The sequence below is a fragment of the Kitasatospora phosalacinea genome (assembly GCF_000716545.1).
Classification (GTDB): Bacteria; Actinomycetota; Actinomycetes; order Streptomycetales; family Streptomycetaceae; genus Kitasatospora; species Kitasatospora phosalacinea.
The window spans coordinates 174,774-197,090 of sequence record NZ_JNWZ01000002.1; the positions used below are offsets into that span (position 1 = coordinate 174,774).

General features: G+C 74.1%; 19 protein-coding genes and 2 pseudogenes. 13 read left to right on the plus strand and 8 right to left on the minus strand.

What is annotated here, in order from left to right:
- Window positions 1-38: 38 nt before the first annotated feature.
- Entirely contained in the window at window positions 39-1,931 is a 1,893-nt protein-coding gene (locus OO48_RS01880; RefSeq protein WP_033212095.1) for an FAD/NAD(P)-binding protein, read from the minus strand.
- Window positions 1,928-2,923, minus strand: coding sequence for an amino acid ABC transporter permease (locus tag OO48_RS01885; RefSeq protein ID WP_033212097.1), 996 nt, complete (start codon window positions 2,921-2,923; stop codon window positions 1,928-1,930). Before OO48_RS01885 ends, OO48_RS01880 begins: the two co-directional genes overlap by 4 nt.
- Before the next feature lie 590 nt (window positions 2,924-3,513).
- On the opposite strand from OO48_RS01885, the gene OO48_RS01890 reads away from it, so the two are divergent.
- The 6 genes from OO48_RS01890 to OO48_RS01915 are packed head-to-tail and all read left to right on the plus strand — an operon-like array spanning window position 3,514 to window position 8,854.
- Entirely contained in the window at window positions 3,514-4,638 is a 1,125-nt protein-coding gene (locus tag OO48_RS01890) for an LLM class flavin-dependent oxidoreductase (protein ID WP_033212099.1), read from the plus strand.
- The gene (locus OO48_RS01895; protein WP_033212101.1) at window positions 4,635-5,171 is read left to right on the plus strand and encodes a GNAT family N-acetyltransferase; all 537 of its coding nucleotides are present in this window, start codon (window positions 4,635-4,637) and stop codon (window positions 5,169-5,171) included. Before OO48_RS01890 ends, OO48_RS01895 begins: the two co-directional genes overlap by 4 nt.
- Window positions 5,168-6,097 (plus strand): ABC transporter substrate-binding protein, encoded by a 930-nt coding sequence (locus tag OO48_RS01900; protein ID WP_033212103.1) that lies wholly within the window; start codon window positions 5,168-5,170, stop codon window positions 6,095-6,097. The genes OO48_RS01895 and OO48_RS01900 overlap by 4 nt, the downstream gene beginning before the upstream one ends.
- Window positions 6,098-6,110: 13 nt before the next feature.
- On the plus strand, window positions 6,111-7,058 hold the full coding sequence (locus OO48_RS01905) for an amino acid ABC transporter permease (protein ID WP_033212104.1): 948 nt from the start codon (window positions 6,111-6,113) through the stop codon (window positions 7,056-7,058).
- The gene (locus OO48_RS01910) at window positions 7,055-7,831 is read left to right on the plus strand and encodes an amino acid ABC transporter ATP-binding protein (protein ID WP_033212105.1); all 777 of its coding nucleotides are present in this window, start codon (window positions 7,055-7,057) and stop codon (window positions 7,829-7,831) included. Before OO48_RS01905 ends, OO48_RS01910 begins: the two co-directional genes overlap by 4 nt.
- 30 nt (window positions 7,832-7,861) lie before the next feature.
- Complete coding sequence (locus OO48_RS01915; RefSeq protein ID WP_033212106.1) at window positions 7,862-8,854, plus strand: ABC transporter substrate-binding protein; 993 nt, start codon at window positions 7,862-7,864, stop codon at window positions 8,852-8,854.
- A 32-nt stretch (window positions 8,855-8,886) separates the two neighbouring features.
- Here OO48_RS01915 and OO48_RS01920 read toward each other — a convergent pair whose 3' ends face one another.
- The 5 genes and pseudogenes from OO48_RS01920 to OO48_RS01940 all read right to left on the minus strand — a co-directional run bounded on the left by OO48_RS01920 (window position 8,887) and on the right by OO48_RS01940 (window position 14,111).
- Window positions 8,887-9,747, minus strand: coding sequence for an STM4011 family radical SAM protein (locus OO48_RS01920; RefSeq protein WP_033212107.1), 861 nt, complete (start codon window positions 9,745-9,747; stop codon window positions 8,887-8,889).
- On the minus strand, window positions 9,744-11,093 hold the full coding sequence (locus tag OO48_RS01925) for an STM4012 family radical SAM protein (protein ID WP_033212109.1): 1,350 nt from the start codon (window positions 11,091-11,093) through the stop codon (window positions 9,744-9,746). The genes OO48_RS01920 and OO48_RS01925 overlap by 4 nt, the downstream gene beginning before the upstream one ends.
- Entirely contained in the window at window positions 11,090-11,911 is an 822-nt protein-coding gene (locus OO48_RS01930) for an STM4013/SEN3800 family hydrolase (protein WP_033212190.1), read from the minus strand. The genes OO48_RS01925 and OO48_RS01930 overlap by 4 nt, the downstream gene beginning before the upstream one ends.
- Before the next feature lie 159 nt (window positions 11,912-12,070).
- A pseudogene (locus tag OO48_RS01935) lies at window positions 12,071-13,144 on the minus strand (STM4014 family protein); the annotation flags it as partial.
- A gap of 16 nt (window positions 13,145-13,160) precedes the next feature.
- A complete protein-coding gene (locus OO48_RS01940) occupies window positions 13,161-14,111 on the minus strand; it encodes an STM4015 family protein (protein WP_033212111.1) in 951 nt (316 codons plus the stop codon).
- Window positions 14,112-14,325: 214 nt separating this feature from the next.
- On the opposite strand from OO48_RS01940, the gene OO48_RS01945 reads away from it, so the two are divergent.
- The 3 genes from OO48_RS01945 to OO48_RS01955 all read left to right on the plus strand — a co-directional run bounded on the left by OO48_RS01945 (window position 14,326) and on the right by OO48_RS01955 (window position 16,831).
- Window positions 14,326-14,652, plus strand: a complete 327-nt coding sequence (locus OO48_RS01945; RefSeq protein WP_033212113.1) for a hypothetical protein — start codon at window positions 14,326-14,328, stop codon at window positions 14,650-14,652.
- 46 nt (window positions 14,653-14,698) lie between these two features.
- The gene (locus OO48_RS01950; protein ID WP_051731615.1) at window positions 14,699-15,808 is read left to right on the plus strand and encodes a DUF6745 domain-containing protein; all 1,110 of its coding nucleotides are present in this window, start codon (window positions 14,699-14,701) and stop codon (window positions 15,806-15,808) included.
- 183 nt (window positions 15,809-15,991) lie between these two features.
- On the plus strand, window positions 15,992-16,831 hold the full coding sequence (locus tag OO48_RS01955; RefSeq protein WP_033212114.1) for a fumarylacetoacetate hydrolase family protein: 840 nt from the start codon (window positions 15,992-15,994) through the stop codon (window positions 16,829-16,831).
- Window positions 16,832-16,920: 89 nt separating this feature from the next.
- On the opposite strand, the gene OO48_RS01960 is transcribed toward OO48_RS01955, so the two are convergent.
- On the minus strand, window positions 16,921-17,679 hold the full coding sequence (locus OO48_RS01960) for a TetR/AcrR family transcriptional regulator (protein ID WP_033212116.1): 759 nt from the start codon (window positions 17,677-17,679) through the stop codon (window positions 16,921-16,923).
- 157 nt (window positions 17,680-17,836) lie between these two features.
- Here OO48_RS01960 and OO48_RS01965 point away from each other — a divergent pair, with 157 nt between their 5' ends.
- The 4 genes and pseudogenes from OO48_RS01965 to OO48_RS01980 form a co-directional block, all read left to right on the plus strand.
- Window positions 17,837-18,478 (plus strand): rhomboid-like protein, encoded by a 642-nt coding sequence (locus OO48_RS01965; RefSeq protein WP_342449623.1) that lies wholly within the window; start codon window positions 17,837-17,839, stop codon window positions 18,476-18,478.
- A 30-nt stretch (window positions 18,479-18,508) separates the two neighbouring features.
- Window positions 18,509-20,221, plus strand: coding sequence for a DUF885 domain-containing protein (locus tag OO48_RS01970; protein ID WP_033212125.1), 1,713 nt, complete (start codon window positions 18,509-18,511; stop codon window positions 20,219-20,221).
- Window positions 20,222-20,392: 171 nt separating this feature from the next.
- Entirely contained in the window at window positions 20,393-21,889 is a 1,497-nt protein-coding gene (locus OO48_RS01975) for an MFS transporter (protein WP_051731616.1), read from the plus strand.
- A gap of 201 nt (window positions 21,890-22,090) precedes the next feature.
- Window positions 22,091-22,317: pseudogene (locus OO48_RS01980) on the plus strand (hypothetical protein); the annotation flags it as partial.

A 22,317-nucleotide genomic window follows, 5' to 3' on the forward strand; every position in this document is an offset into this window, starting at 1 on the left:
GGAGCGTATCCGGTGCGGGTGTCCGGCGGTCCGGTCCCTCAGCCCTCCTTCTGCAGCTCGGTGAGCAGGCGGCGGGCGACGGCGTCGTTCTGGCGGAAGGACGGGGCGTCGGTGCGCGGGCGGGCGAAGGCGGCCGGGGCGCGGGTGGTGGTGGGGGCACCGAGGGCGGTGCGGCGGGGGTGCGGGCCGCCGAGGGCGGGGTCGAGGACGCGGGCCTCGGGGTCGGTGCGGATCAGTCCTGAGCGGTAGGTGTGGCCGTCCGGATCGGTCAGCAGCTCCTCGTCGATCCGTCCGTCCCGGAGCAGTTGGCGCAGCAGCGGGTCGTTGCTGCGGTCCAGGGCGTGCTTGGGCAGGAAGGCGTCGACCAGGGCGGTGCCGTGGACGTGGTGGCCGGGCAGGGCGGGGGAGGAGGCGCGGAAGGTGCCGTGCCGCTCGTCGAGGTCGACGCGCAGGTCCGGGCCGAGGAAGTGCAGCAGTCCGGCGTCGGAGAGGGCGAGCAGCTGTTCCAGCCGGAAGCCGGGCGGGCCGGAGGCGTAGAAGGAGAAGAAGCCGTGCCACCAGCCGTCGAGGTCGGCGGCGGTGGAGCGGGCGGTGAGCTGGTGGGCGGGCAGCAGGTGGACGAGCTGGCCGTAGAGCGAGAGCAGGGCGTAGAAGGCGCCGAGGTCGGCGCTGTGCCGGAGGTCGGAGCGGCGGGCCAGGTCGGCGCGCAGGTGGGCGCGCAGGTGCTCCTGGAGCTCGGCGGGGCTGCCGACCCGCAGGCCGGCGAGCGGGCGGTCGAGCCGTTCCAGGTCGAGGCGGTCCTCGGGGGCGGGGACGGCGGCGGCGACCAGGACGGCGTGCTCGGGGCTGTCCCAGGGGTGGCGGTCGTAGCCGGCGAGGAACTCCGCCCAGGGCAGGGTGGTGCGTTCGGGGTGGCCGTGGAACAGCTCGTGGTAGTAGCCGAAGCCGATCTCCTTGGCCATGGCGGGCCACAGGTCGCGCCGGAAGTCGACGTTCTCGTGCGGGAGTTCGAGATCCGACCCGAAGTAGCGGGGCAGCGGCGGGGGCGGGCCCTGGAGCCGGTAGCCGGTCTTGGCGTGGTACGGGACGCCGCGCCGGGAGCCCGCGTGCAGCACGGGTTCGCGGCCGGAGGGGTGGTAGCGCAGGCCGCCGCCGCGGCGGGGGGTGAAGCGGCCGCCGCGGCCCTCGGTGAGCAGCGCGACCAGGTCGACGAAGGCCAGGCCGAGGCCGCGGACCACCACGTCCTCGCCGGGGGCCAGGGCGGACAGGTCGGCGTCGGCGGTGAACGCGGGCGGCAGGTAGGTGCGGCCGTGGCGGTCGGCGAAGGCGCGGGGCGCGGCGGTGACGGGGCCGGGCGCGGAGTCGAGGTGGCCGAGGGCGAGCACCACCCGGTCGGCGAGCAGCACGGTGTCGGAGAGGTGGACGCGCTGCGGGCCGTCCGGGTCGCCGGTGATCCGCAGGGCGGTGTCCTGGTGGACGAACAGCCGTACGTTGTCCGGGAGTTCTTCGGCGGCCCGGCGCAGCACCCAGTCCAGGTAGCCGCTCTGGGCGCGCCGGGTCGGGAAGTCGGTGGGGGCCAGGGCGCGCAGTTCCGCGGCCACCTCCGGGTCCTCGACCGGCCGGTACGGGGGGTGGGCGGCCGGGTCGGCGGCCCACTCGGCGAGCGAGGGGCCGGGGCGGACCGGGCCGTCCATGGTGGTGCGCTCGTCGGTGAACATCGTGACGTCCTCGGCCATCGAGTTCATCCGCAGCAGCGGGGACTGCGCGTGCCGCCAGATCCGGCCCCCGCCGGGCGGGTGCGGGTCGACCAGGTGGACGTCCAACCGGACGCCGGGGCCCAGCAGTTCGGACGCGTTGGCGGCGATCCGCTCCAGCAGGCCGGTGCCGCGCGGCCCGGCTCCGACCACGACCAGTACGGGCACCGCGCTCACCGCCCGACCGTGCGCCGGAACAGGGCCCGGGCCCGCTGCCAGGGCGTCGGCGGCAGGCCGTCGCGGGAGGCGCCCCGGGCGAAGTGCCGTTCCAGGTAGTACTGGCCGACGGACAGCACGCTGGTCACCGCGACGTACCAGAGGGTGACCACCATCAGCAGCGGGATCACCCGGTAGGTCTGGTTGTAGATCAGCTGGGCGGAGAACAGCAGGTCGTGGACGGCCAGCACGCTGATGATCGAGGTGCCCTTGAGGGTGCCGATCAGCATGTTCCCGGCGGGCGGCAGGATCGACCGCATCGCCTGCGGCAGCACGATCCGGCGCAGCACCCGGCCCCGGCTCAGGCCCAGCGAGGCGGACGCCTCCAGCTGGCCCTGGTCGACCGACAGGACGCCGGAGCGCACCACCTCGGCGGCGAACGCGGCCTCGTGCAGGGTCAGGCCGATCAGGGCGGTGAGCACCGGGCCGAGCAGGTTGACCGTCTTCACCGCGAACAGCTCGCCGCCGAACGGCAGGGTCAGCGACAGCGTCGGGTACAGCGCCCCGATGTTGAACCAGAGCAGCAGCTGGACCAGCAGCGGGGTGGCCCGGAAGATCCACACGAAGCTCCAACTCAGGCTCTGGAGCACCGGGTTGCCCGAGAGCCTGGCCGCCGCCAGCGCGGTGCCCAGGGCGAAGCCGAGGGCCGTCACCGCGCCGGTCAGCCAGAGCGTCAGCAGCAGGCCGCGCATGATCGACGGGGCGGTCAGGTAGGCGCCGACCACCGACCACTCGAAGGCCCGGTTGCCGGCCAGCGAGCGCACCAGCAGGGCGGTGGCGAGCAGCGCCAGGGCGCCGCTGACGTACCGCCCGGGGCGGCGGCGGGGCACGATCGGCAGTGCCGCCAGGGCGGCGGGGCCGGTGGCGGCGGACGGGCCGTCGGGCGCCCCGCCGGACGGGGACGGTGGCGTGGTGGACCGGAGGTCGGCGGACGGGACGGCGGGCGAGGCCATGGAGGTGCTCCAACGGGCGGCGGGGCGGGTAGTGGCCGCATGCCGTCACTCACGCGTGCCGCGTCCCTCAACGCGGCTGGGCCTGGCGGCAGTTCGACCGGGCCCGGGCAGTTCTCGCTCCGTTTCGATCGTACGCGTGAGCGAGCGGAGGCTGTCAAGGACGCGGGTGTGACGTCGGTGTTTCGTACTGGCGGGAAAGGTTGACGGGCCGTCGGCGGCACTGCTCAACTGTTCGACATGACAGCCGAGCAGCCCGCCCTCGTGACGCGAGGCCACATCGACTTCGGTCGGGTGTGGTCCGCCGCGTGTCGCGGCTGACCCGGCAGCGGGCCGCCTGACCGGCCCTGCTCCCCTTCGGGGGTCCTCCCTCGGTCGCCCCGTAGCGGGCCGGGAAGCCGTCCGCCCGGACGGATCGACAGGCGCACGCTGCCGCCTCCTCCTCCGCCTTTCCGCTCGCTCCCGAGCCGGCGCACCGTCACGCGCCCTACCCACTGGACTCCCACCCACCCGCCGCCGCCCCGCACCCACCCGCCGAGGCGTCCCCCGGCATGCCCGGGCCGCGGCACCGCCCCACCGGAAGAGGCTCCACCATGCCCGTCGAGTTCCTCGGAATCGCCGCCACCGGCGACGGTTCGGAGACCACCGCCCGCACCACCCACGCCTTCGACCGCGACTACACGCTGCGCCTGGCCCGCGCCCACGAGGACCACGGCTGGGACCGGGTGCTGTTCGCCTACGGCGCCGGCGCGCCCGAGCCCGCCGCCTCCGCCGCGTACCTCGCCGCCAAGCTCGACCGGCTGCAGATCCTGCTCGCGCACCGGCCCAACGTCTCGTACCCGACCTTCGCCGCCAAGACCTTCGCCACCCTGGACCGGATCAGTGACGGCCGGCTCACCGTGCACTTCATCACCGGCGGCAACGACCACGAGCAGCAGCGCGAGGGCGACTTCCTGCCCAAGGACCGCCGCTACGCCCGCACCCGCGAGTACATCGGCATCGTCAAGAAGGCCTGGACCAGCCGCGAACCCTTCGACCACGAGGGCGAGTTCTACCGCTTCAACGACTTCGTCTCGGACGTCTTCCCGGTCCAGCAGCCCCGCCCGAACGTCTCCTTCGGCGGCTCCTCGCCCGCCGCGTTCGCCGCCGGCGGCGCCGAGGCCGACATCTACGCGCTGTGGGGCGAGCCGCTGGCCCGCACCGCCGAGCAGATCGAGCTGGTCAAGGCCGCCGCCCGGGCCGCCGGGCGCACCGACACCCCGCGGATCCAGGTCGCCTTCCGGCCGATCATCGCGCCCACCGAGGAACTCGCCTGGGAGAAGGCGCACCGCACGGTCGCCGCGATCAAGGCCCGCCGGGAGGCCGACGACCTGGTGCGCCGACGGCTGACCAGCGCCGACGGGCCGGAGAACGCCGGCTCGCAGCGGCTGGTGGAGATCGCCGAGGCCGGCGAGCGCTACGACCGCGCGCTGTGGACCCCGACCGCCGCCGCCACCGGCGGCGCCGGCAACTCCAACGCCCTGGTCGGCACCCCCGAGACGGTCGCCCAGGCGCTGCTCGACTACTACGACCTCGGCGTGGACATCCTCTCCGCCCGCGGCTACGACCACATCGGCGACGCGATCGACTTCGGCCGGTACGTCATCCCGATCGTCCGCGAGGAGGTCGCCAAGCGCGACGCCGCCAGGGCCGCCCGGACCGAGTCCGCCGCGGCATGAGCGCGCTGACCGTCGAGCGGGCCGTCCTCGGCGACCCCCTCACCGAGCCGCTGGTCCGCGAACTCACCCACGAGTACGTCACCCGCTACGGCCCCGGCGGCCGCGAGGAGATGGCCCGCTACGGCGCCGAGGAGTTCGCCCCGCCGCACGGCCTGCTGCTCCTGCTGCTGCGCGACGGCGAACCCGTGGCCGGCGGCGCCTACCGCCGCTACGACGCGGACACCGCCGAGGTGAAGCGGATGTGGACCGCCGCCGCGCACCGCCGGCAGGGCCTGGGCCTGCGCGTCCTGGCCGAACTGGAGGACGCCGCCCGGGAGACCGGCTACCGGCGGATCTTCCTCACCACCGGACCCCGGCAGCCCGAGGCCAAGGGCCTCTACCTGGCGGCCGGCTACACCCCGCTGTTCGACGTCCGCGCGCGGACCGCGCCGGACGGCGGACCGCTGCCGTTCGAGAAGCACCTGACCCGCACCACCGCCCCGCATCCGCAAGACCTGGCCGCCGAGGCGGCCGGAAAGGCACCCTCCAGATGAAGCGCCACCTCCCCGCCGTCGCCCTGGCCTCCGTCGCCGCGCTGGCCCTGGCGGGCTGCGGTTCCGACCCGGCGACCACCTCCAGCGCCGCGCCGCCGGTCGGCGTCCAGCCGAGCCAGGACGTCCTGTCCGGCGTGCAGAAGAACGAGGCTGCCGCCGCGCTGCTGCCCGCCGACGTCAAGGCCGCCGGCAGCATCAAGCTCGGCGGCTCGGTCGGCGCCGCGCCCGCGGCGTACTACCCGGAGGGCAAGCACGAGGTCGCCGGGCTGGACGTCGACCTGGTCAACGGCGTCGCCAAGGTGCTGGGGATCACCGTGCAGCGCGAGGACGCCGCGTTCGAGACCATCCTGCCCGCGCTCGGCAGCGGCAAGTACGACGTCGGCACCGGCAACTTCGGCGTCACCGAGGCCCGGCTGAAGACCGTCGACTTCGTCACCTACATCGACGACGGCCAGGGCTTCGCGGTGCGCTCCGACAACACCGCGCTGAACTCCGTCACCGACCTCGTCCAGCTGTGCGGCCTGACCGTCGGCACCGGCGCGGGCACCACCTTCGAGGCCACCTTGAACGCCAAGAAGGAGGTCTGCGCCCAGAACGGCAAGAAGCCGTACGAGGTGAAGTCCTTCTCCGACAACGCCGCCGTGATCACCGGCCTCCAGCAGGGCCGCCTGGACGTGGTGATGTCCACCATCAACGGCCTGCGCTACCAGGCCAACCAGCCGACCGCGAAGACCCGCTTCCTCGGCGAGTACCACCGCCTCGACGTCGGTTTCGCGTTCAAGAAGGGCTCGACGCTCCCGCCCGCCTTCCAGGCCGCCGTCAACGAGCTGATCAAGGACGGCACGTACCAGAAGATCCTGGCCAAGTGGGGCACCACCGACTCGGCGATCACCAAGTCCGAGATCAACCCGCCCGAGCACTCCTGACCACGGAGCCCCGATGACCGCCGTGACCCCCGAGAAAGCCCCGTCCCTGAGACCGCCGGCGGACGGCGTCGGCGAGCTGACGATCGTCCCGCACCGCCGCCCCTGGCGGCTGGTGACCGGCCTGGCCGCGCTGGTGCTGTCCGCCCAGTTCCTGCACGGGCTGGCCGTCAACCCCGGCTGGGACTGGCCGACCTTCCGCACCTTCGTGTTCTCCGACAGCATCCTGCGCGCGGTCGGCGTCACGCTCCAACTCACCGCCTACGGAACCGTCCTGGGCTTCGCGCTGGGCGCGGTGATCGCCGCGCTGCGGCTGTCCGGCAGCCCGATCCTGCGCACCATCGCCTGGACGTACGTGTGGGCGTTCCGCTCGATCCCGCTGATCGTGCAGCTGGTGTTCTGGTTCAACCTGGCGTACCTGTACCGGCGGATCGGGATCGGCATCCCGTTCGGCCCGAGCTTCGTCTCCTTCGGCACCATGGACCTGCTCGGCGCACTCGGCGCGGCCGTCCTCGGCCTCGCCCTGCACCAGGCCGCGTACGCCGCCGAGATCATCCGCGGCGGGGTGCTCGCGGTGGACGCCGGACAGCTCGAAGCGGCCGCCGCGCTCGGCATCCCGAGGTTCCGGCAGGCCTGGCGGATCGTGCTGCCGCAGGCCATGCGCGGCATCCTGCCGAACGCCGCCAACGAGGTGATCTCGCTGTTCAAGGGCACCTCGATCGTCTACGTGATGGCGATCGGCGAGCTCTTCTACCAGGTCCAGGTGATCTACGGCCGCACCGGCCGGGTGGTGCCGCTGCTGATGGTCGCCACCGTCTGGTACGTGCTGCTGACCACCGCCCTCTCGCTCGTCCAGTACTGGGTCGAGCGCTACTTCGCCCGCGGCAGCGAACGCCACGCGCCCCCCACCCCCTGGCAGCGGCTGCGCGCCGCCGTCACCGAGATCAAGGAGAAGCGGGCATGAGCGGCGACGGCACCACGGCGATGGTCGAGGTACGCGGCGTGCACAAGCGGTTCGGACGGCTGGAGGTGCTGCGCGGCATCGACCTCGACGTCCGCCCCGGCACCGTCACGGTGGTGCTCGGCCCGTCCGGCTCCGGCAAGTCCACCCTGCTGCGCGCCGTCAACCACCTGGAGAAGCTCGACCAGGGGTACGTCCGGGTGGACGGCGAACTGATCGGCTACCGGCGGGTCGGCGACAAGCTGCGCGAACTGCCCGAGCGCGAGGTGCTCAAGCAGCGCACCCGGCTCGGCTTCGTGTTCCAGAACTTCAACCTGTTCCCGCACCTGACCGTGCTGGAGAACCTGGTGGAGGCCCCGGTGGGCGCGCTCGGCGTCCCCAAGGACAAGGCCCGGGCCCGGGCCCTCGAACTGCTGGAGCGGGTCGGTCTCGCCGACAAGGCCGCCGAGTACCCGCGCCGGCTCTCCGGCGGCCAGCAGCAGCGCGTCGCCATCGCCCGGGCGCTCGCTCTGGAGCCCAAGGTGCTGCTGTTCGACGAGCCGACCTCGGCGCTCGACCCCGAACTGGTCGGCGAGGTCCTCGACGTGATCAAGGACCTGGCCCGCACCGGCACCACCATGATCGTGGTCACCCACGAGATCGGCTTCGCCCGCGAGGTCGCCGACACGGTGGTCTTCATGGACGGCGGCGTGGTCGTCGAACAGGGCGCGCCCGCCCGGGTGCTGGACGACCCGCAGCACGAACGCACCCGCGCCTTCCTCGCCAAGGTCCTCTGAAGTCCCCTCCCGACAGAAGGAGTCATCCGCATGTCCGTCTACCGCCGCCGCACCGTCGCCTCGGCCGCCGCCGCCCTCGCCGCCGCCCTGCTGCTCTCCTCCTGCGGCTCCTCCGACAACGCCTCCGCCGACCTCGGCGCCAAGAAGGAGGGCACCGCGCCCAACGGCGTGAAGGTGAACCTGACGCCCGACCAGAACCGGGTCACCACCCCGAAGGTCGACGCGATCGCCGCACTCGTCCCCGACGAGATCCGCCGAAGAGGCACCCTCCAGGTCGCGGCCAACGTCGGCACCGTCCCGCCGCTGGGCTTCTACGCGACCGACGACAAGACGGTCATCGGCACCGAACCCGACCTGGCGTACCTGATCGGCGACGTGCTCGGCCTCAAGGTCGAGATCGACCCGGTCTCCTGGGAGAACGTCTTCGTCGGCCTGGACAGCGGCAAGTACGACGCGGGCATCACCAACGTCACCGTCACCGAGGCCCGCAAGGAGAAGTACGACTTCGCCACCTACCGGCTCGACATCCTCGGCTTCGAGGCCAAGAAGGGCGGCAGCTGGAAGGTCAAGGGCCCGGCCGACGTCGCCGGCCACACCATCGGCGTCTCCTCCGGCACCAACCAGGAGAAGCTGCTGCTGGCCTGGAGCGACCAGGACGTCAAGAACGGCCTCAAGCCGGTGGACGTGAAGTACTACCAGAACGCCTCCGACTACTACCTCGCCCTCGGCTCCGGCCGGATCGACGCCTGGCTCGGCCCCAACCCGGCCGCCGCCTTCCACTCCGCGCAGACCGGCGAGACCGAGGTGATCGGCACCTACTCCGGCGCCGGCGACACCGTCCTGGGCAAGATCGCCGCCACCACCAAGAAGGACAACGGCCTGGTCAAGGCGCTCAACGAGGCCATCAACGAGACCATCAAGAACGGCACCTACGCCCAGGTCCTCAAGCGCTGGGGCCTGGACAACGAGGCCGTGCAGACCTCCGAGATCAACCCGCCCGGCCTGCCCAGGACCAACAGCTGACGCCTCCCCGGCGCACCCCCGGAGCGCATCCCTCACCAGCCGTGCGGGATGCGCTCCAGCACGCCGCCCGCGAACACGTCGTACAGCGGCAGCGATTCCAGGTGCACGTACCCGATGTGGCAGTCGCAGACCGCCAACGGGCAGGCGCGCGGCCGCAGTTGCTCCCGGTACGAGTCGTCGTACAGGTTGCCCAGCGGCGGCCGGACGAAGTGGCAGCGGCGCACCGTGCCGTCCCCGTCCACCGACACCACGCTCTCGCCCGTCCGGCACGGCAGGCCCGCGCTGCGGTGCGGGTGGCGGCTGTACCCGAACAGCGGGTCCAGCTCCGCCCACTCGGCCGCCCCGGCGTCGGTGTACGTCAGCCCGTCGGCCGCGTTCACCCACAGGTACACCCCCGCCGGCAGCGCCGCCCGCAGCCGCCGGGCCGCCGCCAGGTGCTCCGGCTGCCCGACCACGCCGACGCTGAACCGCACGCCCAGCGCGGTGAGTTCGGCGCACTTGGCGAGGAAGCGCTGCTCGCTCACCTGCCCCGGGTGGTACGTCACCCACAGCGCCAGCTTCGCCAGGTCCGCCTCGGCCAGCCAGCCGGTCCGGCAGCTCGCGTTGGTCTGGATCGCCACCCGCCCCAGGTGCGGCAGTCGGCTCAGCTCCACCATCGCCCGCCGGTACCAGCCGCGCACCAGCCCCTCGCCCCACGGCGTGAACAGCACCGACAGCCGCCCGTGCCGGTACGCCGCCGCCCAGGCGGTGAACCGCTCCAGCGCCGCCCGGTCGGCCCGCAGCAGCTCCGGGGTGTCGCGCCGCTTGGCGAACGGGCAGTACGGGCAGTCGTAGTCGCAGGAGGACAGCGGGCCCCGGTACAGCACGGTCAGTTCGTCCGGTGGAGTGCTCACTTGGCCTCGTACTCCGCCATGTTGGCGCGCACCGCCGCCGAGAACAGCCGCGGCCCCACCGCGTCCGACCAGGCCAGGCCCTCCGCGCTCAGCAGCAGCCGGCCGTCCGTGCCGTCCGCCAGCCAGCCGCGGGCGGCGAACTCCGCCAGCTCGGCCGGGAAGTCCAGCTCCGGGGCGCTGCCGAAGCGCTCCCGGTAGGCCGCCAGGTCGACGCCCTCGCCCTGCAGCAGCGACTGCACCAGGTGGCGGCGGCGGGTCTCCTCGTCCGTCATCACCCAGCCCAGCTCGGCCCGGGAGAAGTCCGGCGCGGCCACGTAGTCGTCGATGATCCGGCGCACCTCGCGGGCGTCCACCGCGTAGTCGAAGGAGTAGTGCAGCCGCGAGGTGTACGAGCGCGCCCCGCAGCCCAGGCCCACCATGCCGTCGGTCTGGCAGGCGTACTCGCCCGCGCCCGCGCTCGCGCTCGCGCTCGCCGCACCGGCCCGGCGGAACATCCGCATCGACACCTGCTCGTACCCCTCGGCCAGCAGGTGGTCGCGGCCCGCCCGGTACAGCGCCAGCCGCTGCGCGTCCCACTCCGGGCCCGACGCGTTCCCGGCGTGCCGCCCGAGGCCGGTCAGCGGGCGGACGTACAGCGGGTACAGGTACAACTCCTCCGGGCACCAACTCAAGGCAGCATCAAGGGACTTGACCCAGCTAGCGGGCGTCTGGCCGTCGATGCCGTAGATCAGGTCGATGTTCAGCACCGGGAACCCGGCCTCCCGCACCCGCCCCAGCGCCGCCTCCACCGCCGCCCGCTTCTGCGGGCGCACCGCCGACCTGGCCTCCTCGTCCAGGAACGACTGCACGCCCAGGCTCAGCCGGGTCGTCCCGCGCTCCGCCAGCACCCGCAGCCGGTCGGCCGTCGCGGTGTCCGGCGACGCCTCGACCGAGAGCGGCACCGCCCGCAGGTCCGCCCCCGTCCCCGACTCGGCGATGTCGCAGAGCCGTTCCAGCTCGGCCGCGCTCAGGTAGGTCGGCGTCCCGCCGCCGAAGGCCGCCAGCGCGAACCGGGCCCCGGGCTCCAACGCCTCCCGCACCTGCCGCGCCTGCCGCTCCAGCGCGTCCAGGTACGCCGTGGTCAGCCCCTCCGGGCTGCCGATTCGGGTGAACAGGTTGCAGAACCCGCACCGCACCTCGCAGAACGGCACGTGCAGGTACAGCGAGAGCGCGTCCTGCTTCTCGCCCCGCCACAGCTCCGCGAGCTGCGGCCGCTCCGGCAGCGGGCGGTACGCCGTCTTGTGCGGGTACGCGTAGACGTAGCTCTGGTACGGGGACTCGGCGGTGGCGGTGGTCGTCGCGGTCATGCGGACTCCTGCGGAGTGGCGGGAAGGACGAAGTGCGCGTACGGGACGGTCCAGACCACCTCGTGGCCGATCCGGTGGCCGGTGTAGCCGTCCTCGCCGTACGCGGTGCCGTGGTCGGAGCAGACGATCGCGAAGCACGGGCGCCGGGCGCTCATCGCCGCGAACAGCCGCCCGACGTGCGCGTCCACGTACTCCAGCGCGGCGGCGTGCGTCTCCCGGCTGTCGCCGTCCGCGCGGGTCGCCCCCGGCAGGTGGAACCAGTTCGGCTGGTGCAGCGCCGAGACGTTGACGAACAGGAACAGCGGCTGCCCGGGGCGCTGCCCGGCCGCGACCCGCTCGGCCACCGCCACCTGCGACTCGAAGGAGGTCGGCGACGGGACGCCCAACTCCGGGGCCCAGTGGCTCTCCTGGAACAGCCCCGGCAGGACGGAGCCGAGCGGGCCCTGCTTGTTGAAGAACCCCACCCCGCCGATGCACACCGTCCGGTACCCGGCCCCGGCGAGGGCCGTCGGCAGATCCGGCGCGTCGAACACCCAGGTCCGCGACTCGGTGGTCTCCGAACCCGCGAACCGCGCCGCGAACAGCCGCGGGTGCGGCCCGTCCGGCGAGGCCGGCGTCGGCAGGAACCCGGCCAGGATCGCCTGGTGCGCGGCGTACGTGAAACTCCCCGGCGAGTGCCGCCGCTCCCAGCCGCCGGGCGGGAGCACCTTCGCGAGGTTGGGCAGGCGCCCGGCCGCGAGGAGCTCGGCGGCGACGTCGAAGCGGAGGGTGTCGAGGGTGACCAGGAGGAGGTCGTGCGAGCCGACGACCTCGTTCATGTCGGGCATCTCCCCGGACGGAACCACCGGGGGCCCGGAGCTGCTGCGCGTGGTGGCGGAACCGGAAGCAGGGACGCGCTCCGGCGGGGGACCAGCGGCGGACCGGGCCCCGCCGTTCCTCGGGCCCCTGCCGTCGCCTCCCTGCAACCGGTAGGCGGGCGAGGCGAGTTGGGCGGCGTAGGTGTCGAGGCCCGGGGCCGGCCCCTCCGGGAGGCCGGGGAGGTTCGGGAGGAGGTCGCCGAAGGCGTTGACCTCGGCGACCAGGGCGCGGCGCCAGTGGGAGTGGGGGAGGAGGTCGACGCCGACCATGGGGGCGTGCGGGAAGCACCTCGCGGCGGCCTCCGCGGTGGCGAGCAGGTCGGGCCAGTGCTCGCCGGCGGCGGCCCGGGCGAGGGCGGTCTCGCCGCGGGCGCCGCCGAGGTGGAGGTTGGTCACGGGGTGCCGGCTGGTGCGGACCACCGCGTGGGTGGCGCGGCCGCCGACCACCAGCACCCGCAGGTCCGCCGCGCGGCCGTGCTGGCCGGACTTGGGGATCCAGCGCTCGACGTGCAGGCCCTCGGGGGCGAGCCGGTCGACGAGTTCGGCGACCTCCGCCGCGGAACGGTAGCGGCGGACGGCCAGCGAGTTGTGCAGCCCGTCCGGGGCGAGCTCCACCGAGGTGGTGGCCTGGACGCGGCCGTGCGGGCCGAACTCCAGCGCCACCACGCCGGACGCGGAGGAGCCGTGCAGCGGCTTCAGGAACACCCGGCGCATCCCGGCGTCCGCCAGCCGCTCCCGCAACTCCTCGAAGCCGGACGGGAGTCCGCCCGGCAGCGCGGGCGGCACCGGCACCCCGGCGGCGGCCAGCCGGGCGTGCGTGCGCCGCTTGTCGAACATGACGGCGATCTCCTCCGGGTCGCCGAGCAGCCGCACCCCGGGCCGGGCGGCCAGCCCGCGCAGCGCCGCGGTGACGCCCGCGTACCAGGCGGGGCCGCCCTCGACCCGGGTCGCGGCGTAGCCCGCGCCGAGGACGGGGCCGCGCAGCAGCCGGTCGGCCTCCGGGTCCTCGCCGGGGGAGTCGGGCCGGACCACCGTGCCGGGCGGCAGCTCGTACCGCCCGCGCAGCAGGTCCGACCAGGGCAGCACGGCGGGTTCCGGCCGTCCGGCGGCCCGGGCCGCGGCGGCGAACAGGGTGACCCGCCGGTGCCCCGGGCAGCCCAGGACGACCAGGGGCGACGGCTGGTGCGTGGTCAACTCTCCGCCGCCCCGCCTACTCGGAGACGGCGACGTAGCGCCAGTTGTCGCCCGGGTCCCCGGCCCCGGAGAGGTCGACGGCGACGCCGGGCAGGGCCTCGCGCAGCCGCTGCTGCATGCCCTCGGTGAGGTAGTGGTGGTGCAGGTCCAGGGTCTTCAGGTGGGTGAGCGGCTGACCCTCCAGCAGCGCGGCCGCACCCTCGTCGCCGAGCGCGCCCATGGACAGCGACAGCCCGGTCAGCCGGGGCACCACCGGGGCCTGGGCGACCAGCGCGGCGATCCGGTCCTGGGACTCGGAGTTCTGCAGCCCCAGGTACGTCAGCGCGGGCAGCCTGGCGCCGGACAGGAACGGGGCGAGGTCCTCCAGCGTCCAGTCGCCGCCGTAGTTGGCGACGCCGAGCCACAGCTCCAGCCGCTCCAGCGCCGGGAAGTCGCAGGCGCCGACCGCGCGGACGACCGAGGCGGGCAGGCCGCCCGCCTCGAAGCGCAGCGCCTTCAGCTTCTCGTGCCGCAGCGGCTTGAGGCCGAGCCGCTCCTTGTCGTCGTAGTCCTCGCTGGCGCCGCGCACCACCAGCTCCTCCAACTGCGGGAAGGTCTCGAACACCGGCGTGACGTCGCACATCTGGATCCAGGAGATCTCGCACTCCTCGAAGGTGATGTCGCCGAGGAACAGCGCGCGCAGCGCGGGCAGCCGGTCGGCGGCGGCCAGGATCAGCGGCAGCGCCTCGGACAGCGGCTCCGGCTCCTCCGGGAACCAGCGGCCGAGCACCAGCGCGGTGACCTGTGCCGGGTCGACGGTGTCCAGGAACTTCTGCCACAGCTCGGCGAAGCCCTGCTCGTCGTCCCAGTCCAGGGCGATCCGCCAGGCGGTGCCGCCCGCCGCCGGGAGCTCCCCCTTCTCCGCGGCCGCCCGGAAGTCGGTGACCGGGAGCCCGTGGAACTCCTCGACGTGGTTGTTGACGGTCATGCGCTGCTCCTCGCTGCCGGTGTCGCTGCTCGTCGTACCGCTGCTGTGCCGTGGTGGTGCCGTGGGCCCAATGGTGGGCCGGAGACCTGTCTACCAGCCGCCCGTGACGTTCACCCGCACGAAGGACGGGACGGGCGCCGGGTTGTCGGTGGCACGGCCTAGTTTCCGGTGCGTGGAGTTCGGCAGCGGGCCGGACCGGACCAGGGGAGGCCCCGTGTACCGCCAGGGAGACGTACTGATCGTGCCGGTCGCGCCGGGCGCCGTCCCGGGCGCCGTCGCGCACATGGCGCGCCAGCCGCGGGACGCCAGGGGGCGGCTGGTGCTGGCCCTCGGCGAGGTGACCGGGCACGCCCACGCGGTGGTCGGCCCGGGCGAACTCGTCCGCGAGGGCGGCCCGTTCTCCTTCGCCTGGCTGCACCTGCCGGAGGGCGGCAGGGTCGTCCACGAGGAGCACGCGGCGATCGTGCTGCCCAGCGGCTGGTTCCGGGTGGTGCGCCAGCGCGAGTACACGCCCGGCGCGGTCCGCATGGTCGCCGACTGAACCCGCCCGCCCGTCACCCGCACCGGAACCAGGACACGGAGAACTGATGACCAGCCAGCTGACCGGCCGCCCGGCCGACCTCTCGGTGGCCCACTGGCGGGCCGTCGCCGCCGCCACCGGCCCCGCCGACCGGGCCACCGCCGAACAGGCCGTCAAGGACGCCTACCGGGCCGCCGGGCTGGCGGAGCCCGAGGAGTTCCGCTGGTACCCCTCGCCGCGCGCCGCCCTCGCCGAACTCCTCGACCGCGGGGACGGGTTCGGGGCGAGCGTGCGCGAGCGGGTGCGCACCGCCGCCTGGGAGCGGGCCCGCACCGCCGCCCTGGCCGCGCTCGGCCCCACCGGCTGGGCCGAGCTGTGGAACACCACCGGCGCCGAACTCGCCGCCACCACCGCGCTGCCCGCCGAACGCGTCCGCACCGCGCTGCTCGACCACTTCGCCCCCGAGCCCGAGCCGGTCCCCGACTGGCGCGAGGCCCGCAAGTCCGAGAACCGGGCGGCCCGGCTGGCCGCCGTCCAGGGCCGCGCCACCGTCCGGCTCGCCCTGCTGGAGGCGGTGGCCGGCCAGCACGACGCCGCCTGGCTCGCCGCCTTCGACACCGCCGGCACCGGCGACGCGGCCCTCGCCGCGCTGGCCGGCGTCGCCCGCCAGACCGGCTGGTGGTGGCCGTACGAGCGCACCGTGCTGCTCACCGAACGCCCCACCGCCCTGCACCGCGACGAGGCCGGCCGGCTCGACCGCGCCGACGGCCCCGCCCTCGCCTACGCCGACGGCTTCGCCCTGCACGCCTGGCGCGGCATGCCCGTCCCCGCCGACTTCCCCGAGCGGCTGACCGGCCTCACCCCCGAGCGGATCCGCGCCGAGGAGAACGCCGAACTGCGCCGCGTCATGCTGGAGCACTTCGGCTACGACCGCTACCTCGCCGAATCCGGCGCCGAACCGCTGCACCGGGACGAGACCGGCGTCCTGTGGCGGATCCAACTCCCGAACGACGAACCGGTGGTGATGGTCGAGGTGGTCAACTCCACCCCCGAACCGGACGGCACCCACCGCACCTACTACCTGCGCGTCCCGCCCGGCACCCGCACCGCCCGGGCCGGCGTCGCCTGGACGTTCGGCGTCGAGGAGGCCGACTACCAGCCGCAGCGCGAGACCTGAGCGGCGGCCGGGCGGTGGCTGTCAAGGGTGCGGGCCGATGATTCGGCTTCCGTCCGGCGCCCTCCGATTGGGAGGAATTCGCCGAAGCGGCACCGCTGTTCCGCAGGCGAGCGCCCCTGATATACCTCGGTGTCCCGGGGCAGGGGACGACCCGCCCCCGAGACGAACAGGTGGTGACGGGCAGTGAAGCTCCTCCGCGTGGGCCCTGCGGGCGCAGAACGACCGGTCGTACTCGCCCCCGACGGCACCGCCCGCGACCTCCGCCCGCTCACCCCCGACCTGGACGGCGCGTTCCTCGCCGGGTTCGACCCGGCGGCGCTCGACCCCGCCACCCTGCCGGTCACCGACCTCGCCGGGGAGCGCGTCGGCCCGCCGGTCGCCCGTCCCGGCAAGATCGTCGGCATCGGCCTCAACTACCGCGACCACGCGGCCGAGGCCGGCGCCGCGATCCCGGCCGAGCCGGTGGTCTTCCTCAAGCCCGTCAACACCCTGGTCGGCCCCCACGACCAGGTGCTGGTCCCGCGCGGCAGCGAGAAGACCGACTACGAGGTCGAACTCGCCGTCGTCATCGGCCGCACCGGCCGCTACCTCGACACCCCGGCCGACGCCGCCGCGATCATCGCCGGCTACGCGGCCGTCAACGACGTCACCGAACGGGCCTTCCAGTTCGACCGCGGCGGCCAGTGGGACAAGGGCAAGTCCGCCGAGACCTTCACCCCGCTCGGCCCCTGGCTGGTCACCCCCGACGAACTCGGCGACCCGCAGGCCCTCGACCTGCGCCTGTGGGTCAACGGCGAACTCCGCCAGCACGGCTCCACCGCGGACATGATCTTCCCGGTCCACGAGACCGTCCGCTACCTCACCCACTTCATGCGCCTCGATCCCGGCGACGTCGTCATCACCGGCACCCCCGCCGGCGTCACCCTCGGCCGCCCGGGCACCCCCTTCCTCCGCGAGGGCGACGAGATCGCCCTGGAGGTCACCGGCCTCGGCCGCCAGGAGACGACTCTCGGGCAAGCCTGAGAACGGCGGAGGGGAACGCACCGGGGGCCGGGCTCCGGCCGGCGGCAGCACGCGCCCGCCGTTCCCCGAGCCCCCGGCGGGTGCTCCCCTCACAGCCCCAGGTCGCGCAGGCGCCCGATGAGCACCCCCGCCGGGCTGTCCGCCGTCTCCAGCGCCAGCCAGCCGTGCAGGACCTCCGCGGTCTGGGCGTCGCGGACGGCGGTGGCCGCGGCCATCACCACGAACTGGTCGACCAGCCAGGCGCAGAGCGAGTCGGCCGGGATCTGCCGGCCCTCGTCGAGCCAGCTGATCGCGGAGGCCTCGACCACCGAGATCCAGGAGCGCACCAGCAGGGTCAGCCGCGGCCCGGCCTCCCGCACGCCGAGGTGGCGCAGGGTGCGCCGGAGCGCCGCGCGGCGCACGTCGTCGACGATGGCCGAGGTGCGCGCGGTCTCGACGACCGAGCCGCCGCGCAGCAGCGCGCCGTACCCGGCGGCGTGCTCGCCGACGAAGTCGAAGTAGCGGTGCAGGACGGCGCCGAGCTGCTGGGTGGGGGTGCCGTCGGAGGGTTCGACGGCGAAGCGGGTGGTGAGTTCGGAGGCGGCGCTGCGCAGCGCCGCCTCGTACAGCTGCTGCTTGCCGCCGGCGAAGTAGCGGTAGACGAGCGGCCGGGAGGCCCCCGCGGCCTCCGCGACGTCGTCGAGCGAGACCTCCTCGGGCGGGCGGGCGGCGAAGAGTTCGAGGGCGACGGCGATCAGCTGCTCGCGCCGTTGCTGGACGGGCAGTCGCCGGTAGGAGGCGCGGCGGGGGCGCCCCGCGGCGGTGGGGTCGTCGACGGGTTCCTCGACGGGGGAGGGGGTCGCTGCCATGCGTGCCAGGGTAGACCTCGGGCGGCCCGCCGCACCCCCTCCGCACGGCCGCCACCGGCGGGTTCCCGTCGGGCGGAGCCCGGTCCGTAGCCGCAGACTGTGGGCAGGTCTCGGGTCACGTCGCGGCGAGGAGCGGCCGGTGCGGTGGGTGCGGGCGGTGGGGCGGTGGGTCGGGAGGTCCCCGGGGACGTATGTGTGGCTGGTGCTGCTGGCGTTGACCAGCTTCGTGGTGGCGCGGATGGACCCGGCGGCGCTGGACTACTTCCTGCAGAAGCGTTCCACCAACGTCGACCAGCTCGGTTCGCACCCGGTGCACGCCCTGCTGGTCAGCCTGATCTGGACCGAGCAGGCGAACTTCCTGTTCTACTTCGTGGTGTTCCACGTCTTCCACGTGCCGGCCGAGCGCTGGCTCGGCACCCGCCGCTGGCTGACCGTCGCGCTCACCGCGCACGTGGTGGCGACGTTCGTCAGCGAGGGCGTGGTCGCCTGGGGCGTCAACCACCACGCGCTGCCGATGAACCTGTCGACCACGGTGGACGTCGGCGTGTCGTACGCGCTGGCCGGGGTGGAGGGCGTGCTGACGTACCGTCTGGCCGGGGCGTGGCGCTGGACGTACGGGTGCGGGCTGGTCGGGTTCTACCTGGTGCCGCTGCTGGTCTCGCACACCTTCACCGACCTGGGGCACTTCTGCTCGGTGCTGGTCGGTCTGGCGTTCTACCCGATCACCCGCGGCCGCCCGACCTGGGACCCGTGGCGCGGCGTCCGCCGGCTGGCGACGTCGATGGCCGACAGGGGTTGAATTCGCCTGCGGCTGCGACAGGATGGCCGGATGGCTCATGAACTGAACGACCCTCACCCGAGCGGCCCCACCCCGCGCCGCCTCGCCGATTCCTACGTCCGCGCGCTCGCCGACGCCGACCCGCTGACCGCGGTGTACCTCGGCCTCAACCCGGAGGACGACCGGCTCACCGACCTGTCGGCCGAGGGCATCGAAGCCACCGCCGACCTCGCCCGCCGCACCCTCGCCGCCCTGGACGAACTGGAGGCGTCCGGCCCGGTCGAGGACGAGGCGGAACGCCGCTGCGCCCGGCTGCTGCGCGAGCGGCTGACCGCCGAACTGGCCGTCCACGACGCGGGCGAGGGCTACCGCAGCGTCCGCAACCTGGGCTCGCCGGTGCACAACACCCGCGAGGTGTTCACCCTGCTGCCCACCGACACCGACGAGGACTGGCAGCGCCTCGGCCGCCGGCTGGCCCGCTTCCCGCTCGCCATGGCCCAGTACCGGCAGAGCCTGGAGGAGGGCGTCCGGCGCGGCCTGCTGTCGGCGCCGCGCCAGGTGGAGACGGTGGTCGGCCAGTTCGGCGAGTGGATCGACGGCGAGCGGCCCGGCGGCTGGTTCGGCGAACTCGTCGCCCCCGCCCCCGAGCACCTGCGCGAACTGCTGACCGCCACCGCGGTCGAGGCCACCACCGCCCTCGTCGAACTGCGCGACTGGATGCGCGACGTGTACGCCCCCGCCGCCCAGGGCACCCCCGACGCGGTCGGCCGGGAGCGCTACGCCCGCTGGGTGCGGTTCTGGACCGGCGCCGACCTCGACCTGGACGAGGCGTACCGCTGGGCCTGGGAGCAGTTCCACGAGCTGGACGCCCAGATGCGGGTCGAGGCGGAGAAGGTCCGCCCGGGCGCGACCCCGATGCGGGCCATGAAGTGGCTGGAGACCGACGGCCCGGCGATCCGCGGCGAGCAGCAGGTGCAGGAGTACCTGCAGGGCCTGATGGACCGGGCGATCCGCGACCTCCAGGGCACCCACTTCGACCTGGCCGAGCCGCTGCTGAAGGTGGAGTCGCGGATCGCCCCGCCCGGCAGCGCCGCCGCCCCGTACTACACCCAGCCCTCGCTGGACTTCTCCCGCCCCGGCCGGACCTGGCTGCCCACCCTGGGCCGGGAGGCGTTCCCCGAGTGGGACCTGGTCTCCACCTGGTACCACGAGGGCGTCCCGGGCCACCACCTCCAGCTCGCGCAGTGGACGTACGTCGCCGACCGGCTCTCCACCTACCAGGTCACCCTGGGCGGGGTCAGCGCCAACATGGAGGGCTGGGCGCTGTACGCCGAGCGCCTGATGGACGAGCTCGGCTACCTGACCGACCCGGGCCACCGCCTCGGCTACCTGAACGCCCAGATGATGCGGGCGCTGCGGGTGATCGTCGACATCGGCATGCACGCCGAACTGGCCTTCCCGGCCGACTCGCCGTTCGCCCCCGGCGAGCCGATGACGCCCGAGCTCGCCCGCGCGTTCTTCGGCGCGTACTGCGGCCTGTCCGCGGACTTCCTGGACAGCGAGCTGGTGCGCTACCTCGGCCTGCCCGGCCAGGCGATCGGCTACAAGCTCGGCGAGCGGGCCTGGCTGCGCGGCCGGGCCGCGGCCCGGGCGGCGGCCGAGGCGCGCGGCGAGGAGTTCGACCTCAAGGCCTGGCACATGGCGGCGCTCTCCCAGGGCTCGCTGGGCCTGGACGACCTGGTCACCGAGCTGAGCGCGCTGTAACCGGACGACCGCGTCCCGGGTGGCCGATGCGGCCGGACACCCGGGACTGCCGTCCCGAATACTGACATCACCGGACAATTCGTCTTGCCGCCGTCCCGCTCGGGGGTTTCCCTGGGAAGAGCGCCGTACGCGCCCAGGCCCGATCCCCGATCTGCGGAAGGCGGCCCCACGGTGACCACCCAGCACGCCCCCGACACCCCAGTGGCGGACTCGCGCCGCTGGTGGGCCCTGGCGGTCATCGCCATCGCCCAGCTGATGATCGTCCTCGACGCGACGATCGTGAACATCGCACTCCCGTCCGCGCAGAAGGCGCTCGACATCTCCGACGCCAACCGGCAGTGGGTGATCACCGCCTACACGCTGGCCTTCGGCGGGCTGCTGCTGCTCGGCGGCCGGATCGGCGACCTCTTCGGCCGCAAGCGGACCTTCATGGTCGGCCTGCTCGGCTTCGCCCTCGCCTCCGGCATCGGCGGCTTCGCCACCACCGGCGGCGTGCTGTTCGCCGCCCGGGCCCTCCAGGGCGCCTTCGGCGCGCTGCTCGCCCCGTCCGCGCTCTCGCTGCTCTCCGTCACCTTCCGCGACCCGCGCGAACGCGCCACCGCCTTCGGCATCTTCGGCGCGCTGGCCGGCGGCGGCGCGGCGATCGGCCTGATCACCGGCGGCCTCCTCACCGAGTACCTGTCCTGGCGCTGGTGCCTGTACGTCAACATCCCGATCGCCATCGTCACCGGCATCGGCGCGTACTACCTGCTGGTGCGCGACCACGTCGACCGCTCCCGCCGGGTCCGGCTCGACCTGCCCGGCGCGGTGCTCGGCTGCGGCGGCCTGCTGGCCATCGTCTACGGCACCTCCGAGGCGGTCTCCCGCGGCTGGGACGACTGGCTGGTGCTCACCTCGCTCTGCGCCGGCGTCGCCCTGCTCGCGGTCTTCGCCCTGGTCGAGCGCCGCACCGAGCACGCCCTGCTGCCGATGCACCTGATCGGCGACCGCAACCGGGCCGGCGGCGCGCTCTCCGTCGGGCTCGCGGTGATCGGCATGTTCGGCCTGTTCCTCTTCCTCACCTACTACCTGCAGGTGATCAAGGGCTACTCGCCGATCAAGGCCGGCGTCTCCTTCCTGCCGATGACCGCCGCCATCGTGGTCAGCGCCGCCGGCATCGCCTCCCGGCTGATGACCCGCATCCCCACCCGCAACCTGGTCGTCCCCGGCCTGCTGCTCGGCGCCGCCGGCATGGCCTGGCTCACCCAGATCAAGGTCGACAGCCCCTACGCCACCATGGTGCTGCCCGCCGAACTGCTGCTCGGCTTCGGCATGGGCCTGGTCTTCATGCCCACCATGAGCCTGGCCACCCTGAACGTCGCCCCCCAGGAGACCGGCGCCGCCGCCGCCATCATCAACAGCGCCCAGCAGGTCGGCGGCTCGATCGGCACCGCCCTGCTCAACACCATCGCCGCCAGCGTCACCGCCACCTACCTGGCCGCCCGCAACCCCACCGACCCGCTGGTGCAGGCCCAGGGCGCGGTGCACGGCTACGCCGTCGCCACGACCGTCGCGATGGCCATCCTGATCGGCGCCGCGGTGGTCGCCTTCCTGATGATCAACCACCGCCCCGCCCCCGGCGAGGCCCGGGGCAAGGACGCCGCCGCCGAGGCCCGCGCCGCGGTCTGACCCGTCCGGGCGCCGGACCCCGCGGCCCGGCCCCGGCCGCGGGACGCCGCCCGACGCCGGAAACTCACGGAGCTCCCAGAAAGTCCTGACGGCTTTCCCAGTTCGACAACGGATATTGGGGGAAACCGCCCGGCACGTGCCCGCGCCGGAACGGCGGCGCGGGCACCACCACGACCAGGACCGGCGGGAACGGGGCAGCGCATGCTACGACAGACCAGGCAGGACGGGGCGCGCCCCCTGCGGACGGCCGCACTCACCTCCTTCCTCGCCGTCGGCGTCGTCGGCGCGGTGACGGCCGCCGGGCTGTTCACCGTCCACCTGCACCACCCGGGCCGGCCGGGCACCGACACCGTCGCCCTGGCCGTCCCCGCCACGCCCACGCCCACGCCGGCCCCGCCCCCGTCTGCGACTCCGCCCCCCTCCCCGTC